The organism is Paenibacillus sp. IHBB 10380, from assembly GCF_000949425.1.
Classification (GTDB): Bacteria; Bacillota; Bacilli; order Paenibacillales; family Paenibacillaceae; genus Paenibacillus_AQ.
Map to the genome: position 1 here is coordinate 5,136,284 of NZ_CP010976.1, position 17,002 is coordinate 5,153,285.

The following is a 17,002-nucleotide window of genomic DNA, read 5'->3' on the forward strand; positions in this document are numbered from 1 at the left end:
CTTTACGTTTTCCTTCCTATATATAATAGGTGAGATGAAACTCCCAAAGTGGAAGGTTCCTTAGCTGTTTTAATGAGTAAATCAATAAACTTCGTGTACTCTTCTTCATCCTGTTCTGCCCAATACTGCTGTTGCTCATGGGTTAATAGTGCACCAATATGGGTAGAACCAATCAAATCCATAGTTTCAAATCCGTTACTCTCCATAAAAGGTTGTATTTCTCCAACATCAAAGTAGTAAGCTCCCGTGAATCTTCCTTTATCACTATGATTGAAAATCCCATCATCATAAAATTGGTTTATTGATTCCATGGTGTCATTAGGTTTCCACAATTGTGGATTCTGCAAAGACGTAAGTAACATTCTAATACGTGTTTGAAAAGCAACAAAAACAATCCCATTCTTTTTGGTTACACGGTAGAGTTCCTTTACGGCCTTCATCCGTTCGTCTTCTTGTTGTAAATGATATAAGGGACCTAACATCAATGAAGCATCGAATGTTTCGTCTTGTATACCCTTTAAGTTCATAGCATCTAAAACATGAAATCCATTAAAATTATCCATCAAATCTAAATGAGATGCTTTTTCCCTAGCAATTTCAACTAATTTTGGGGTAATGTCGGAAAGGGTTACATGATATCCGAGTTTGGCTAACTCCACTGAATATTTCCCGGGTCCAGCGCCATTGTCAAGAACGGAACCCGAAGGAGGCAAATGCTGTTTCATGAAGTGCCAATTAATAGTGAATTCTAATGGTTCTCTATCTAACCGTCCCCACTCATCAAAACTGGAATAATAATGAATGATTTCATCTTTCATTTCAGAACACCTTCCTCATTGAATTTTGTAACGTGGCATGCTTGGGTAACGCAAAAAACCTATCGCCTACAAAGAGGCGATAGGTTTGACCTTCGCGGTACCACTCTTCTTGATTCGTTAGTTCAGTAAAGGAATAACGAACACTTTAAGAACCCAATGACGTGGGTTAACCGTTAAGACCTAATCGTTTCAGTCTTACCGCTCATGGGTGAGTTGGGGAAATTATTGACTGTCTTGCACCAAATGACAGCTCTCTGCACAATAATGATTCCTTATTACTCCCAATCATTGCGTTTATTATGATGAAATTGGAATTATTGCCCAGTATATAATTTCCGTGTCATTCTGTCAATTATTTTTAGGTACCCCTCGCCTCCAAATGAATGATGCAGATTTGTTACACTCATCATCCAAACCCTAACTCATCTGAAAAAATCATTGATCGCGCTCAGATTAAATCCTGCTTGTGTTCTGATTCTCTGTACACGGTTATGAGTAGAGTTGCTGGTTCTTCCCCTATATTTTTCACCAGATGGGGTGTACAAGCATTCCAACTAAATGAATCGCCCTCTTCGAATTCAGCAGCATCTTCTCCCTGCTCGGCGTATATTTTCCCTTTGATGACAACATGTACTTCTTCTCCTTCATGAGCATGCGGAACCTCACCTGTGGAGGCTCCAGGGGGGATCTCCACTAGCATCATCCTTACATTTTTGGTTGAACTCAAGTGCTCCACCTTTAAATGCTCAGTGCCGCTTCTTGTGATCATGCGTTCTTCTTTTCGCACGATATTCATGCGATCCTCTTTTTGTAGCAGTAAATAAGCTAAGGGTACTTTCAACGTATTTGCAATACTCTCCAGCGTCGCTATAGAAGGTGATGTTTTATTGGTTTCAACTTGGCTCATAAATCCTTGGGATAATCCTGTTGCATCGCATATTTGGGCGATGGTCATACGTTTTCGTTTCCTTATTGCTCGTATCGTGGAGCCAATGTCCATTCGTTTTCACCCCTAAAAATATTAGTAATATAAAGTATAGTTTTATATTAACAATTATTTTGTTGACATACCAGTGCAATCTACGTAAAATTACGTATACAAACTTTATATTATTATTACTAATATATTGCTGGCGGATATATTATTAACGAATAGGGGGACATAATAGAATTATTAGCTTTCTAAGCAGAGTAAATACAATTCATGAATAAGGTGGAGGAATAAATAATGACAAGAATAAATGTGGTATCAACGATTATGCGTGTCGTAATCGGAATATTATTTCTAGCTCACGGCATTAGCAAATTGCAAATGGGTTTAGGAAATGTAGCGGCTTGGTTTGGTTCTATGGGCATCCCTGAATTTGTGGCCTATATGGTGGCATCGCTCGAACTGGTTGGAGGGATCTTGCTTATTATCGGTCTCTTTACTCGGTACGTATCGGCTATTTTTACGGTCATGCTCATCGGAGCGATTGTTACAACGAAACTTTCTCTAGGGCTGCTTGGAAACGGGCAAATGGCAGGATACGAATTGGATTTGGTTTTCATGTTGGTGACAATTTACTTGACTGTTGCGGGTCCTACACCTTTGTCTATGGATCAAGCGTTCCTTAGAAAACGTAGCGCATAATATACAGACGGAGGAGACTTTCAATGAAGACGTCTTACCCATATGACATTCATCTGCCATCGAATCTCGATCCGGACATGAAATATCCGACAATCTTCACACTTCACGGAAAAGGGTCCAATGAGAAGGATATGTTTGGTTTGGTGGAGTCATTGATGGACCATTGTATTATTGTAAGCATTAGAGGCAATCTTACAGTAGGTGAGGGATACCAATACTACGAATTGAAAAGCTTGGGAAATCCTATTCGGGAAATGTTTGATCAAGCCATTCGTGAGTTGGAAGCATTCATTCTTTATGTATCAGAGAAGTATCCGATTGACTCAACTAAACGTTACTTGCTTGGCTTCAGTCAAGGTGCGATTTTGTCGATGTCACTGGCGCTTACGATGGGGAATCAAATGAAGGGAATCATGGCGTTGAACGGGTATGTCCCGGAATTCGTGAAGACGGAGTATCCCTTGCAAAGCGTGCAGGAAGTATCTTTGTTTATCTCGCATGGGGAATTCGATTCGGTATTCCCTATTCGTATTGGACATGAAACAGCAGCCTATTTTCGAAGCTTAACGCCACACATGACTTTCAAAACATACCCGATCGATCATGGTGTATCTGTGGAGAATCAACGGGATCTTTTAGAGTGGATTAAACTGGATAGTGGGATAGTGTGAGAATACCTACTCTGTAATATTAAAGAGAGAAGAAGTCCATTATGACCAATAATAATAAATATCTGGATATAATGTTAAATATTTTATGAATTGATGAGCAACGCAAAGTGGTAACTACGCTTTGTATTACTCATCTTTTTTATGTTTAACATTGTGTCATAAACGAGTATGCGACAAATAAATCATAGTGAGTATAGTTTTGCATTTGGTAATATACTTCCATAAACGCTGATGTGTTGGGGCGAGAACGTAGATTTCCAAAGGATTGTAATTTACATAAAATTTCAGGTTGCTTAAATATGCCTATAACCGGATTTGTGACCGTAAAGCATTTGAGCACGAACACAGTCTATTGGTATATCCACAGGTATCTCTAGGAAATATTCAATCTGCCATATCTGAGTTTTTTGAGCCTGACGGCTCGTTGGCTTGTCCCAAGGTGGGTAAACGCGTATTGCTCGTTTACCCCCTTTACCTTTATTGGATACTATATCCTGATCACACAGAACAGATTTTGGAAATATAAACTGACCAAAGTTATTACCTTTGCGTGTGCTAATAACGAAGAAATCGACTGGATCTGATACGTCATATGGTTGGATCGGTCCATCCCCAATTCTCTCCCATAAAGTCACAAATTGCCCGACTTTTGTAGGTGTGATTTTTGCGACACGAAATCTAATGGAGAGAGCATTCAAGTTAAAAACATACGAACCATATTCAGCGTTTTGTGGTTCTAAAAGTGGTCGAGAGTAATCAAACCTGCACGGGTTATAAACAAGATCCTTCGTGGCAAGTAGGTCACTATGAATGGTGTCAGAGGAAGTCCAACAATTTTGATCGCTAGGACATACTTCTGAAAAGTCTCGATTTTTTTCATCCATCTATTCAAATCCTCCATGTGAGTCCATGTTAGTGATTCTTTTCTTGAAGAACCTAATACGGGTATCATTTCTTTCACTTCTACCAATAAGGTATCCCTTGCTGGTGTCAGAATTATCGTTTGTATAACGATCATCTAAATCCAATTTAATATTCCCATTACGATAACCCATAAAAAATTGAAATGCAAAAAAGAAAATGATCGGAATAATACAATTGCTTCCATGAAGATTCCCCTCTAATTATAATGAATTTCCAAAGAAGATAGGATTACCTCTAATTGCTTTTATTACTTTCGTTATCATTTCTTATTAAGGACAGGAAAGCCAATTCTTCTTGATGATCTATACCGCAATTAGATGAATATTCGTCATTCATATGCCAAACAAACATTATAACGTTATATTTACTATGTTAATTTTTCGTGTTATATTATCTCTATCGAATCATAAACATTATAATGATATAACTACTGAATATTTGATTGTAGATGGTGTTTTAAATACAGTATGAAAAAAGGTGAATTAGCATGAAGGATCGATTTGTATTACGTAATGTAAAGCACGTAAATGAAGAGACAATCGATATCGTAATAGAAAACGGCACAATCGTAGAGATAGTCAAGGCTGGAATGGGTCAAGGAGATCATATATTAGATCATTCCGGTGTGTACGTATCTAGTGGATGGATTGATTTACATGTTCATGCGTTTCCGGGTTTTGATCCTTATGGTGATGAAATTGACGAAATTGGCATCAAACTTGGGGTAACCACTATCGTTGATGCTGGAAGTTGTGGTGCAGATCGGTTTGGGGAGTTAGTTGCAAGTAGAGATCATGCCAAAACGAATGTTTTTGCATTTTTGAACATTTCACGTATTGGATTACAACGAACGGATGAATTATCCAATATGGAGTGGATTGATCATGAGCAGGTAGTAGAGACTTGTAACTGTTATCCAGATGTGATTGTAGGATTAAAGGTACGTATTAGTAAAAGTGTCGTTGGCGATCAAGGTATCGAACCTTTACGTGCTGCACGAACACTGTCACAACTAACATCGTTACCCATCATGGTACACATCGGCTCTGGACCTCCGAGTATTGAAGAAGTTATTCCTCTCTTGGAACACAAAGATATCATTACACATTACCTCAATGGGAAAGAGAATAATCTCTTTGATGATGAAGGTAAACCGCTTCAAGTGCTTATGGATGCCATTGAACGCGGGGTTCATCTTGATGTGGGTCATGGTACGGCAAGTTTTTCTTTTAAGGCTGCTGAAGCTGCCAAACGAAATCGTATTAATCTAGATACCATTAGTACAGACATCTACCGCGGAAATCGATTGAATGGTCCTGTATATAGTATGGCTAATGTGCTTTCGAAATTTCTGTATTTGGGATACTCGCTGGATGAGGTGATTTCAGCGGTCACGAGCCATGCTGCACAATGGCTAAGTAAGCCCGAGCTTGGTCGAATACAGGTTGGAGATATTGCGAACTTAACCTTATTTAGAGTTGAAGATGAGCCTATTACACTCATAGATTCCGAAGGAGAGAAGCGTGTAGCTTCAAGTAGTATTAAGACGAAAGGAGTGGTTGTAAATGGCGAATTCATTGAATGTTAAATATGGACTTAAACGCGTGATTAATGCAAGTGGAAGAATGAGTATTCTGGGAGTATCCGCTCCGACAGATACCGTAATGGAAGCCATGAAACAAGGTGGACAACAATACGTAGAGATTGCAGATTTAGTTGATAAGGCCGGTGATTACGTAGCACGTATCCTCGGCTCAGAGGCGGCTGTTATTGTTAATTCGGCATCTAGTGGTATTGCGCTTTCTGTTGCTGCAATAGTCACGCAAGGGAATCGTCGAAAAAGTGAACGTCTGCATCAAGAAGTCATTCCAAAGAATGAGGTGATTATGCTTAAAGGCCACAATGTACAATATGGCGCTCCCGTTGAAACGATGATTTACTTAGGTGGCGGAAAGCTTGTTGAAGTCGGCTATGCCAATGAAGGGAAAGCAGAACACATCGAAGATGCTATTTCAGACCATACGGCAGCGATCCTATACGTTAAATCGCATCACTGTGTTCAAAAAAACATGATTTCCGTAGAAGAAGCGTGGGAAATAGCACAGCGTAATGGCGTACCGCTCATCGTTGATGCTGCTGCAGAAGAGGATATTCAGAAGTACGTGAAATACTCAGACCTTGCCATTTACAGTGGTTCTAAAGCCATTGAAGGTCCTACTTCTGGCATCGTGGGAGGGAAGCTTAAATATATTGAATGGGTAAAAGTACAATTACATTGTATTGGTCGTAGTATGAAGGTTGGCAAGGAAACCTCCTTTGGGTTACTGCAAGCACTTGACGAATATGGCGTCAAAGAAGATACAAGTGAACAAGAAAAAGAATCGTTACAGGTGTTGATGTCTTTGAATGAAATTGAAGGTGTTCGTGTGACCATCGTACAAGATGAAGCAGGTCGAGCGATATACCGTGCACGAATCCAAATTGATTCAGAGCACACAAATACAACAGCCAAAGATGTCGTGGCTCAACTACAAGATGGTGAAATCGCCATCTATACACGCGATTATGGCGTGAAACAAGGGTATTTCGATATCGATCCACGTCCACTTTTAAATGATGATATCCAAGTCATTCAATCTACAATACGTATATTAATAGGGGGAAAATAAGATGTCCAACATGACAAAAAGATTATATAAAGGCCGCGCAGCATTAAACGTACTAGCCAATAGTGTAGAGAATGCCAAAGAGATATTTGATGCAGCAGAAGGATACGTTCTCGCTGGCGTACTTTCCAAAGACTATCCAACGGTAGAAGCAGCCGTTACTGCAATGAAGGAATACGGCAAAGAAATTGATGACGCTGTATCCATCGGCCTAGGTGCCGGCGACAATCGTCAAGCCTCTGTAGTAGCAGAGATAGTGAGACATTATCCAGGGACTCATATTAATCAGGTATTTCCTGCCGTCGGAGCTACACGTGCAAATCTGGGTAGTAAAGATAGCTGGATTAACAGCTTAGTATCTCCAACGGGACAAGTCGGATATGTGAATATTTCAACAGGTCCTATCAGCGCTGCACAAGATGAACTTGCTATCGTACCTATTAAATCAGCGATCGCACTTGTACGAGACATGGGGGGAAATGCATTGAAATTCTTCTCTATGAATGGATTAGCTTGTGAAGATGAATTACGTGCAGTTGCACAAGCCTGTGGTGAAGAAGGGTTTGCATTAGAACCAACGGGTGGAATTGATAAAGAGAATTTCGAGCCGATTTTACGTATTGCTCTAGAAGCCAAAGTGCCTCAAGTAATCCCTCATCTGTATTCTTCTATTATTGACAGTGAAACAGGAGACACAATTATCGCTGATGTACGTGAACTGTTAGAAACGATGAAGAGATTGGTGAAACAATATGGCTAAACATATAGCAGCATTTGGAGAAGTGATGATGCGCTTGCAAGTTCCAGGATATGAACTATTATCCCAAGCAAGTACATTAAACTATTCCTTCTCAGGTACGGGAGTGAATGTAGCTGCGGCTCTTAGTCATTTCGGGCATACAGGATACCTCGTGTCTACATTACCGGCTAACCCGGTAGGTGATGCTGCCATATCGTATCTTCAAAAGCTTGGTATTACAGCTAACTATATTAGTCGAGGTGGAAAGTATGTTGGAATGTACTTTCTAGAAAATGGATTTGGGGCAAGGGCTAGCCGCGTTACCTATTCCAATCGATTAGAAAGTAGTTTTAACACGGCAGTTGAAGAAACGTATGATTTTGAACAAATTGCAAAGAACATAGATGTTGTACACTTTTGTGGAATTACTCTTGCGATGAATGATGCTGTTCGTCATCAAATGAAATCTTTTGCAAAAGCAGTCAAAAATAATGGAGGTACCGTTGTCTTCGATTGCAACTACCGTCCATCGCATTGGGGTGACCAGGGATATGCGATGGCGAAACCACATTACGAAGACATGCTGCATCTAGCAGATATCGTCATGATGAACGAAAAAGATGCCTTGTTGACCCTTGGTATGACAACCGAGAAGGAACAACCTGAGGATCAGTTAATGGATCTTATGGAGAAAGTTGCTAAGCAATACCATATCTCAGTATTAGCGGGTACGCATCGTTCCATCCATAATGATAATACCCATTCATTGCGTGGTTATATGTATAAGAACGACACCTTTACCTTCTCACAAACACTCACGTTTTCTGTCTATGATAGAATAGGTGCAGGCGATGCCTATACGAGTGGTATCGTACATGGTGTTCTGCAAGGATTCTCAGCAGAACAGACAGTCTCGTTTGCCACAACTGCAGGCATGCTTGCGCATACGATTGTTGGAGATACCCCAATGTCAACAGAGAATGATGTTCTCCGAGCGATGACGGCCTCATTGGGTGATGTAGAAAGGTAGTGATTGTGACCATGAGTGTATCTGGGAAAAATGGACCGTTATATTTACAAATAAAGAAGATTTTAAAAGACCGAATTCTACATGGTGTATATCCCATTGAGACCAATATACCTTCAGAAACACTTTTGGAAAGTGAATTTCAAGTTAGTAAAATTACAGTCCGCAATGCCATTAAAGAACTGGTTCAAGAAGGATATCTTGAGAAGAAGAGCGGCAAAGGGACCAAAGTGATTCGGAATACTTCGTTCTCCAAGCTTTCTAAGGGGAAGCGATTTACAGAGGTTTTAGTAGAAGAGAAGCACAAAATACTTAAACAATTATTACAAACAGAAATTGTGACTAATCAAGAGGGGACAGAACCGTATCGATGGTTTGGAGAGCATTGTCTTCGGATCGAACGTCTTTACTATCTTGATGATGTGCCATACATCCATTACACGCATTATTTATCAGAGGGTATGAAGGCTACGAATACATCCGATTTGAGCTTACAATCACTTTATGAATGGATTGGAGAACAAGGGATTAACTTAGGGAAATTTCGAGATGAATTTGCTGTAGGTATTGCCCCTTCGCATGTAGAAGACATTCTAAGTATCAATAAAGGTACACCTTTATTAAAGAGATTACGTTATTCCTACGATGATACAGGTAATCTGATTGAATACAGTGAAGGGTACTATAACACGGAAATGCAGCATTATATTGTGAATTATGATGTATAAATACCTCAGGAGGACTTAAAGTCCACTGGATACAATAATAAGACTAAGGCGTGAAAGACGCACTTAGTCTTATTTTGTTTGTATCGTATTCGTTAGACTTGAATAATGATGGGGAGAATGATGGGTCTTCTTTTAGTAAGACTATATAAGTAATTCCCAACCGATTCTTTGATGGTTTGTTTATACATGCCCCATTGGATTATATTGTCTTCTTGTAATTGATTGATGGTTTTCACTGTAATTCGACTTACTTCATCTATTAACGCCTCTGATTCACGGACGTACACGAACCCACGAGAAATAACATCAGGTTCAGATAAAATCTTACCCTCCATTTTACTCAGTGTGATCACTATGATAAGAATACCATCTTCAGATAAAAGCTTACGATCACGTAGGACGATCGTACCTACATCCCCGATTCCTAGCCCGTCAACAAGAGTATTCCCATTCGTTATTTTTCGAGTCTGACGCGCTTGTTGGTCTTTAATATCGACTACATCGCCATTGTTTACAATGAAGATGTTATCCTTCGCTACGCCCATAGCCTCAGCTAACAACCGATGCTGATGAAGCATTCGAAATTCACCATGTATCGGAATAAAGTATTGTGGCTTCATAAATGCGAGCATTAATTTCATCTCTTCTTGACTAGCATGACCGGATACATGCATGCCCGTTACCGATCCTGATCCATAAATAACGTTGGCTTTTAGTTGAAACAGATTATCTACGATGCGGGATACATTTCGTTCATTACCAGGGATAGATGTAGCTGCTAGAATCACCGTATCACCAGCCAGAATTTCTACTTGTCTGTGATTGGAACTGGCTAAACGAGATAAGGCCGCCATCGGCTCTCCCTGACTCCCAGTACAAAGTATAACCACCTCGTGGGGAGCAAAATTGTTGACTTCGCTTACCTCAATTAACATGGATTCAGGAATGTTCAAATAACCTAGGTCATGAGCAATGCCGACCACATTAACCATACTTCTCCCTAATAAGGCGACCTTCCGATTGGTTTTTTCGGCAGCATCGATGACCTGCTGTAGACGGTGGACATTGGAAGCGAAGGTAGAAATGAAAATTTTCTGCTGAGCTTTGATAAACGCATCTTCAATGTGTGCACCTACGAGACGTTCAGAGGGGGTAAAACCGGGACGTTCTGCATTGGTGCTCTCGGACAAAAGAGCCAAGACTCCCTTCTTACCGATGTCAGCCATTCTAAATAGATCCGGATGTTGTTCATTCACAGGTGTTAAATCGAATTTGAAGTCTCCTGTATGTACAATAGTACCTTCTGGGGTATCAAAAACGATACCTACACAATCAGGGATACTATGGTTAGTTCGGAAGAAACTTAAGCGTATTGCGCCTAACGTGACATTAGATTCAGCATCGATTGTAATCATATCTGTACTACCTAGAAGACCATGTTCTTTGAGTTTGATTTCAATTAAACCCAACGTTAATCGTGTACCATAGATAGGTATATTCAATTGTTTCAGAATATAAGGAATTCCCCCAATGTGATCTTCATGTCCATGAGTAACAATTAAGGCTCTGACTTTGTCCTGATTCTCCAGTAAATAAGAAATATCAGGGATAATTAAATCAATTCCTAGCATGCTTTCGTCGGGAAATTTGGAGCCACAGTCAATGACAATGATATCATCACCGTATTGAAGCACATACATGTTTTTACCAATTTCATTCACGCCACCTAAGGCGACAATCGATAGCGTATTTCCTTTTGTAATCAAGCTGGACACCTCCATTTGAAAATATGGAAGTAGTATCCCCTGATTAAGTATCTTTATGAGAAACATACACATCGGTAAAATTATACCCCTTAACTAAGAGCAGATGCCCTCAAAGGTGTTATGTATAAAGGACCTTCAGGTAAACCTGACGGTCCTTCTCTATTTTTTACATGGGAATCCTAAGATTCTTTTTGTTTTTTGTCTTTACTGCCTATGTTTATGCCGAGTTGGCCATCATGATTGCCAATATTTCCTCCGACTTTAAAGCTTATTGCATGACTGCCACCGAACTGAGCCTTGGCATGCGCACCAAGACCATGGTCCCCACCGATTTGAGCTCCAGTAGTAACCGCCGTACCCTGGCCGCCACCCATTTGGGCTTTTGCATGAACGCCAAGGCCGTGATCTCCGCCGATCTGAGCTTTGGTCTTTAAGGCTGCTCCTTGATCGCCGCCCAAGTGAGCAGTGGCATGAACGCCAAGTCCATGGTCTCCACCCAGGTTAGCTCCTGTACTCAATTCTGCACCCTGGCCGCCAACCTGGCCATTTATATGAGCCCCAATGCCGTGATTCCCTCCGAGTTGGGCTTCCGTGTTAAGCGCAATTCCTTGGCTGAGACTCAGGTGGCCGTTGGCGTGAGCATCGATACCGTACTTACCCCCAAGCTGACCACCGGTGTCAAAGTTTAAACCCTTACTAGCATTTAGTCCTGCCTTTCCGTGAACGCCAAGGCCATATTTTTCTTCACCAAGGTGGCTACTGGCTTGGGTGTTTACACCATGTCCGTCGATGTGTCCATCTGCGTGAAAACCTACACCATGCTTACCCCCGATTTCCCCTCCCGTATTGATGTGGAAACCCTGTGCATTTTCAGATTGTCCGTTCTCCTGTTGAGTAACAACCTCTTCATCTTCCTGTGGATTATTGAGCTTTATGCTGAATCCTTGAGGGGTGGATTCAAGATCTTTGGCTTCGGTCTGTTGATGCTGTGCAACGATTTCCTGTCTAGGGTACATAGTTGGTGGGTAAGCTGAATACCCCTCTCCATACGGATATTCAGCTCGATAGGGTGATGAGTAAAAATAGAAACAGTAGGGATAAGGGTAGTGAGCCGTATATGGATGAGATGTGCGCTGGTCATAGGCAAAGTGGTATGGATGAATATGTTGAAATTGGGGACCATACGGGTATTCATTCATTGTCATGCAGGGAACCTCCAGAATTAATTTGATGATATAGCCTATTCACCTAAGCCATGAAATGGAACTTGTATGGATTTCAATTATTCTGACCCTGTCATATATGAGGGTCAGAGTGACTATAAGTAAATGGAGCTAAATTAAAGAAGTAAAAATGACTTTGAAAAAAACTATTGATAATGTTAAATCAATATGATAACATCCAATTGAAAACGTTACCGATAAGGATACCGATAAGGTTACCGAAAAAGAAACTGTCCTAATGGCGTTAATGTAAGCGGTAACAGATTTTTTATGGGAAGTCAGATCGTCAATAAGAAATAAAGAAGAACTAAGATCAAGGGGGAATAATGATGAATAACATTAAGAAGGTTTTAGGACTCATGTTAGTAGTATCTATGGTTTTGGTATCAGCGGCATGTGGTAACAAAATAGAAGATGGTAAAGAAATTTACTTCTTGAACTTCAAACCTGAAATTGCAGCAGTTTATGAAAAGATTGCTAAAGATTATGAAGCAGAAACAGGCGTTAAGGTCAAAATTGTAACTGCCGCTTCGGGTACGTATGAGACCACTTTGAAATCAGAAATTTCAAAATCAGATGCTCCAACTATTTTTCAAATTAATGGACCTGTTGGTTATGAATCTTGGAAAGATTATATTTTGGATCTAAAAGATACTAAACTTAACAGTTACTTGACTGATAAAGATTTAGCAGTAACTAGTGGAGATGGCGTTTATGGTATCCCTTACGTTGTAGAGGGTTATGGCATCATCTACAATGACGCTATTATGAAGAAGTATTTTGCTTTAGCAGATAAAGCCGTTTCCATTTCTTCAACAGCAGAAATTAATAACTTTGCTACATTAAAAGCAGTAACTGAAGATATGACTGCTAAGAAAGATCAACTGGGCATTAAAGGTGTATTTGCTTCTACTTCTTTAGGTGCTGGTGAGCAATGGAGATGGCAGACTCACTTAGCAAACATTCCCTTATACTATGAATTCAAAGATAATACTGCATTCAATAACACGATTCTAGCTGGATTAGCAGCTGATGAAATATCATTCAAATACGGAGATAAATACAAGAATATCTTTGATCTATACATCAACAATTCAGTTACAAAAGGATCGCTATTAGGTAGTAAAACGGTAACAGATTCTATGGCTGAATTTGCACTTGGTCAAGCGGCTATGGTTCAAAATGGTAACTGGGCATGGTCACAAATTAATGAAGTAGATGGAAACGTAGTAAAAGCGGAAGATATTAAGTTCATGCCAATCTATACAGGGATGGCTAATGAAGAAAAACAAGGCTTAGCAATTGGAATAGAAAATTATTTCTCAATTAATAGCAAAGTGTCTGCTAAGAAGCAAGAAGCATCTATTGCTTTCTTGGAGTGGTTATTCTCTAGTGACAAAGGTAAGAGTTATGTAACGAAAGATTTAGGTTTTATCGCACCGTTCAATACATTTAAAGATGACGAGAAACCAGCTGATCCATTAGCTAAAGAAGTATTAGCTTGGATGTCCAAAGATGTTTCTTCCGTAGTTTGGACATTTGCAGCATTCCCAAGTGAAGAATTCAAAAATTATTTTGGGGATGCATTGTTGGAATATGCTCAAGGCAAAAAAACTTGGGATGAAGTTTCCACGATCGTTAAAGATTCTTGGAAGTCTGAAAGAGCTAAATAATGGTTCGCTATGAACCACGAATGAAAGATGCGTTCTGCAACCCTTCATTGTTCATGAGTTAATATTATGCCACTGCGCATCGTTAGGGTGCACAGTGGCATAAATAACTTGGTGAGCTTTGAGGTGTCTGACTCACATTGTTTCAAAGATAGGAGAAAACTAAATGCAAAAATCGATGAAAAAATATTTTGCTCTTTTTGCATTGCCGACTATATTAGCCTTTGCGGTAATGTTTCTAATACCATTTATTCTAGGTGTATATTTGTCATTCACAGAGTTTACTACAGTAACAGATGCAAAATGGGTAGGTCTTAGTAATTATATCAAGGCATTTTCTAATCAAGAATATATAAATGCACTTTGGTTTACAGTTAAGTTCACATTGATTTCCGTTACCACCATTAATTTATTTGCTTTCATATTTGCACTATTGTTAACCAGAAGAAAAAAAGGTACTAATGTTTTTAGAACTATATTTTTCATGCCTAACCTAATAGGCGGTATCGTGTTAGGCTATATTTGGCAATTGATTATTAACGGTATTTTGTTGAAATTCGGAGTTACATTGACTTCCAGTGCTACCTATGGTTTTTGGGGATTAGTAGTACTTATGAATTGGCAATTAATAGGGTATATGATGATTATCTACATTGCAGGTATTCAAAATGTTCCTAAAGATATAGTTGAAGCAGCCAAAATAGATGGAGCTACCCGGTTTGGAATATTGCGTAATGTTACCTTACCCTTAGTGATGCCATCAATCACCATATGTTTATTCTTGACACTATCGAATTCATTTAAATTGTTTGACCAGAATTTAGCTTTAACAGCAGGTGCTCCGTCTAAGGAGACTTCGATGTTAGCACTAGATATTTACAACACTTTCTATAGTAAAACAGGTTGGGAAGGTGTCGGTCAGGCAAAGGGAGTCGTGTTCTTTGTGTTAGTGGCTGTCATCGCATTAATTCAACTTGTCATTACTAGAAGAAAGGAGGTTGAGAACTAATGCAAAAGACAAAGACAAAAGTAAAAGATTATATGATATTCATCATTTTGTTGGTCTTAGCGATCTTGTTCTTATCTCCTATATTTATCGTTCTTATGAACTCTTTTAAAGGTAAATTCTACATTAGTGATATGCCATTCTTGTTTCCGGATAGTACTACATTTGCCGGATTCAAAAACTATACCAGCGGTATGGAGAAAATAGGATTCATGAGTGCGTTCGGCATGTCATTGTTTATCACGGTATGTTCTGTTGCTGTTATTATTTTGTTTACTTCTATGACAGCATGGTATATCACAAGAGTTAAGTCTAAGTTTACAAGTATCATGTTTTACGTATTTGTATCTTCCATGATCGTACCCTTCCAAATGGTTATGTTCACGATGACTAAGGTAGCAAACATCATACATTTAGATAATCCGGTCGGGATCATCTTGATATATCTAGGATTTGGATCAGGACTATCTGTATTCTTGTTTAGTGGATTTGTTAAATCAATACCGATTGAGATCGAAGAGGCTGTCATGATTGATGGATGTAATCCAGTGCAGTCATTCTTTAAAGTAGTATTTCCAATTCTTAAGCCAACAGCTATAACCGTAGCCATTCTAAATGTGATGTGGATATGGAATGACTACTTGTTACCTTACTTAGTTATTGGTACAGAATACAAAACCATTCCTATTGCTATACAGTATCTGAAGGGTGGATACGGATCTATAGATATGGGTGCCATGATGGCCATGCTAGTATTAGCCATCGTACCTATTGTAATATTCTACTTGGCTTGTCAAAAGTATATTATTGAAGGTGTGGTTGCAGGAGCTGTAAAAGGTTAAAGTTAAATTAAATCTTTGAGTAGTGAGTAGGGTTCCTTTCTTGGTGACTTTGACGTTTCAAGAACAACCCTACTTTTTTGTGCATATGAAGTGAATTGATCTTATTGCCTAGTATGACTTTAATTGCTATATTGAGGGTAATAAGAATCAGGGTTTCAAATGGATAAAACTACTGTAAAGGGAAGAACTAAGGTGGATAATATTACAATTATAGATATTGCAAAAATGTGTGGAGTTGGCGTGACAACGGTATCTCGTGCTATAAATAATCATCCAGACATCAATGAAGAGACAAAGGCAATGATTATGCGAGTAATTAAAGAAAATCATTATGTTCCAAACAACAGTGCAAGAAATTTGAAACGTTCTGCTTCAAAAACGATAGCGGTATTGATTAAAGGGATTACAAACCAATTTTTCAATCCTATGATAAAGGTATTTGAGCAAGAAATTCAAAGAAAAAAATATTCTTTTATTCTACAACGTGTTGATGAAAATCAGGATGAAGTCGAAGTTGCTATTGAGCTGGAGAAAGAAAAGCGGTTAAAAGGAATTGTGTTTCTAGGAGGATTATTCTCACACTCTAAAGAAAAACTAGATCAATTAACCGTACCCTTCGTTCTCAGCACCATAGGGATGACAGACGAGTTCGATCTAAGTGATTATTCTTCAGTGTCTGTGGATGACTTTAAAGAAAGTTATAAAATAGTAGATTATTTATGTAATCAGGGACATAAGAAAATTGCAGTCATTACGGCGCCTATGGAAGATGTGAGCATTGGTAAATTAAGATATGAAGGGTACAAACAAGCTTTGGCAGACCATGGATTAGTCTGTCATGATCAATTGGTTCGATGTATGAAAGAAGATATAGATAGTTATAGCATGGAGAATGGATATGCGGTAACCAAAGAATTGTTAGAGTTAAACGAAGAGTTTACAGCTATCTATGCTCTTTCGGATAGCATGGCAATTGGTGCATGTAAAGCCATATTTGAAGCTGGAAAAAGAATTCCAGAAGATTATTCCGTAGCTGGTTTTGATGGATTGGACATCTCATTTTATTACAACCCTTCGATTACTACCATTAGACAGCCAGTGGAAGAAATTGCAGAAGAGACAATAAAAATTCTTTTTGACTTGATTAATAAGAAAATAAATCATGTGCATAAAATTTACCCGGCTGAGTTAATCGTTAGGGAATCTACAAAGTCGTTATTGTAATGGCTAATACAATCGACCAAGCCTGACAATTACATGCTGTTTCTCCTATAAAGAAAAAGAAGCTA

The 17,002-nt window shown here is 39.1% G+C and carries 16 protein-coding genes and 1 other annotated feature; of the genes, 11 read left to right on the top strand and 5 right to left on the bottom strand.

Going from position 1 to position 17,002, the window contains the following annotated elements:
* Nucleotides 1–2 precede the first annotated feature (2 nt).
* Nucleotides 3–818: a class I SAM-dependent methyltransferase gene (locus UB51_RS23305; RefSeq protein WP_044879354.1), complete on the bottom strand. Its 816-nt coding sequence runs from the start codon at nt 816–818 to the stop codon at nt 3–5.
* Between the two features lie 69 nt (nt 819–887).
* Nucleotides 888–1,116, bottom strand: a binding site (T-box leader).
* 150 nt (nt 1,117–1,266) lie between these two features.
* Entirely contained in the window at nt 1,267–1,818 is a 552-nt protein-coding gene (locus UB51_RS23310) for a helix-turn-helix domain-containing protein (RefSeq protein ID WP_044879355.1), read from the bottom strand.
* 228 nt (nt 1,819–2,046) lie between these two features.
* On the opposite strand from UB51_RS23310, the gene UB51_RS23315 reads away from it, so the two are divergent.
* Nucleotides 2,047–2,451: a DoxX family protein gene (locus UB51_RS23315; protein ID WP_044879356.1), complete on the top strand. Its 405-nt coding sequence runs from the start codon at nt 2,047–2,049 to the stop codon at nt 2,449–2,451.
* Between the two features lie 23 nt (nt 2,452–2,474).
* The gene (locus UB51_RS23320; protein ID WP_044879357.1) at nt 2,475–3,122 is read left to right on the top strand and encodes an alpha/beta hydrolase; all 648 of its coding nucleotides are present in this window, start codon (nt 2,475–2,477) and stop codon (nt 3,120–3,122) included.
* A 293-nt stretch (nt 3,123–3,415) separates the two neighbouring features.
* Here the strand turns inward: UB51_RS23320 and UB51_RS23325 are convergent, their stop codons facing one another.
* Nucleotides 3,416–4,006: a MepB family protein gene (locus UB51_RS23325; RefSeq protein ID WP_044879358.1), complete on the bottom strand. Its 591-nt coding sequence runs from the start codon at nt 4,004–4,006 to the stop codon at nt 3,416–3,418.
* 527 nt (nt 4,007–4,533) lie between these two features.
* On the opposite strand from UB51_RS23325, the gene UB51_RS23330 reads away from it, so the two are divergent.
* Genes UB51_RS23330 through UB51_RS23350 form a run of 5 tightly spaced genes read left to right on the top strand, consistent with a single transcriptional unit; the run spans nt 4,534 to nt 9,206 of the window.
* A complete protein-coding gene (locus UB51_RS23330) occupies nt 4,534–5,634 on the top strand; it encodes an amidohydrolase/deacetylase family metallohydrolase (protein ID WP_044879359.1) in 1,101 nt (366 codons plus the stop codon).
* Nucleotides 5,612–6,715 (top strand): DgaE family pyridoxal phosphate-dependent ammonia lyase, encoded by a 1,104-nt coding sequence (locus UB51_RS23335; protein WP_044879360.1) that lies wholly within the window; start codon nt 5,612–5,614, stop codon nt 6,713–6,715. The genes UB51_RS23330 and UB51_RS23335 overlap by 23 nt, the downstream gene beginning before the upstream one ends.
* Before the next feature lies 1 nt (nt 6,716).
* Nucleotides 6,717–7,472 carry a 2-dehydro-3-deoxy-phosphogluconate aldolase gene (gene dagF, locus UB51_RS23340; protein WP_044879361.1) on the top strand — a complete coding sequence of 252 codons (756 nt, stop codon included), beginning with the start codon at nt 6,717–6,719 and terminating at the stop codon, nt 7,470–7,472.
* On the top strand, nt 7,465–8,481 hold the full coding sequence (locus tag UB51_RS23345) for a sugar kinase (RefSeq protein WP_044879362.1): 1,017 nt from the start codon (nt 7,465–7,467) through the stop codon (nt 8,479–8,481). The genes dagF and UB51_RS23345 overlap by 8 nt, the downstream gene beginning before the upstream one ends.
* Nucleotides 8,481–9,206 (top strand): GntR family transcriptional regulator, encoded by a 726-nt coding sequence (locus UB51_RS23350; RefSeq protein ID WP_199924964.1) that lies wholly within the window; start codon nt 8,481–8,483, stop codon nt 9,204–9,206. Before UB51_RS23345 ends, UB51_RS23350 begins: the two co-directional genes overlap by 1 nt.
* A gap of 92 nt (nt 9,207–9,298) precedes the next feature.
* On the opposite strand, the gene UB51_RS23355 is transcribed toward UB51_RS23350, so the two are convergent.
* Together UB51_RS23355 and UB51_RS23360 are read right to left on the bottom strand one after the other, a co-directional pair.
* Nucleotides 9,299–10,972 (bottom strand): ribonuclease J, encoded by a 1,674-nt coding sequence (locus UB51_RS23355; RefSeq protein WP_044879363.1) that lies wholly within the window; start codon nt 10,970–10,972, stop codon nt 9,299–9,301.
* Between the two features lie 179 nt (nt 10,973–11,151).
* Entirely contained in the window at nt 11,152–12,171 is a 1,020-nt protein-coding gene (locus UB51_RS23360) for a hypothetical protein (RefSeq protein ID WP_144407059.1), read from the bottom strand.
* A 350-nt stretch (nt 12,172–12,521) separates the two neighbouring features.
* Here UB51_RS23360 and UB51_RS23365 point away from each other — a divergent pair, with 350 nt between their 5' ends.
* The 4 genes from UB51_RS23365 (at nt 12,522) to UB51_RS23380 (ending at nt 16,937) form a co-directional block, all read left to right on the top strand.
* Nucleotides 12,522–13,868 (top strand): ABC transporter substrate-binding protein, encoded by a 1,347-nt coding sequence (locus tag UB51_RS23365; protein WP_234405491.1) that lies wholly within the window; start codon nt 12,522–12,524, stop codon nt 13,866–13,868.
* 163 nt (nt 13,869–14,031) lie between these two features.
* Nucleotides 14,032–14,874 (top strand): carbohydrate ABC transporter permease, encoded by an 843-nt coding sequence (locus UB51_RS23370; RefSeq protein ID WP_044879366.1) that lies wholly within the window; start codon nt 14,032–14,034, stop codon nt 14,872–14,874.
* Nucleotides 14,874–15,713, top strand: coding sequence for a carbohydrate ABC transporter permease (locus UB51_RS23375; RefSeq protein WP_044879367.1), 840 nt, complete (start codon nt 14,874–14,876; stop codon nt 15,711–15,713). The genes UB51_RS23370 and UB51_RS23375 overlap by 1 nt, the downstream gene beginning before the upstream one ends.
* A gap of 192 nt (nt 15,714–15,905) precedes the next feature.
* Complete coding sequence (locus UB51_RS23380) at nt 15,906–16,937, top strand: LacI family DNA-binding transcriptional regulator (RefSeq protein ID WP_044879368.1); 1,032 nt, start codon at nt 15,906–15,908, stop codon at nt 16,935–16,937.
* Nucleotides 16,938–17,002: the final 65 nt, after the last annotated feature.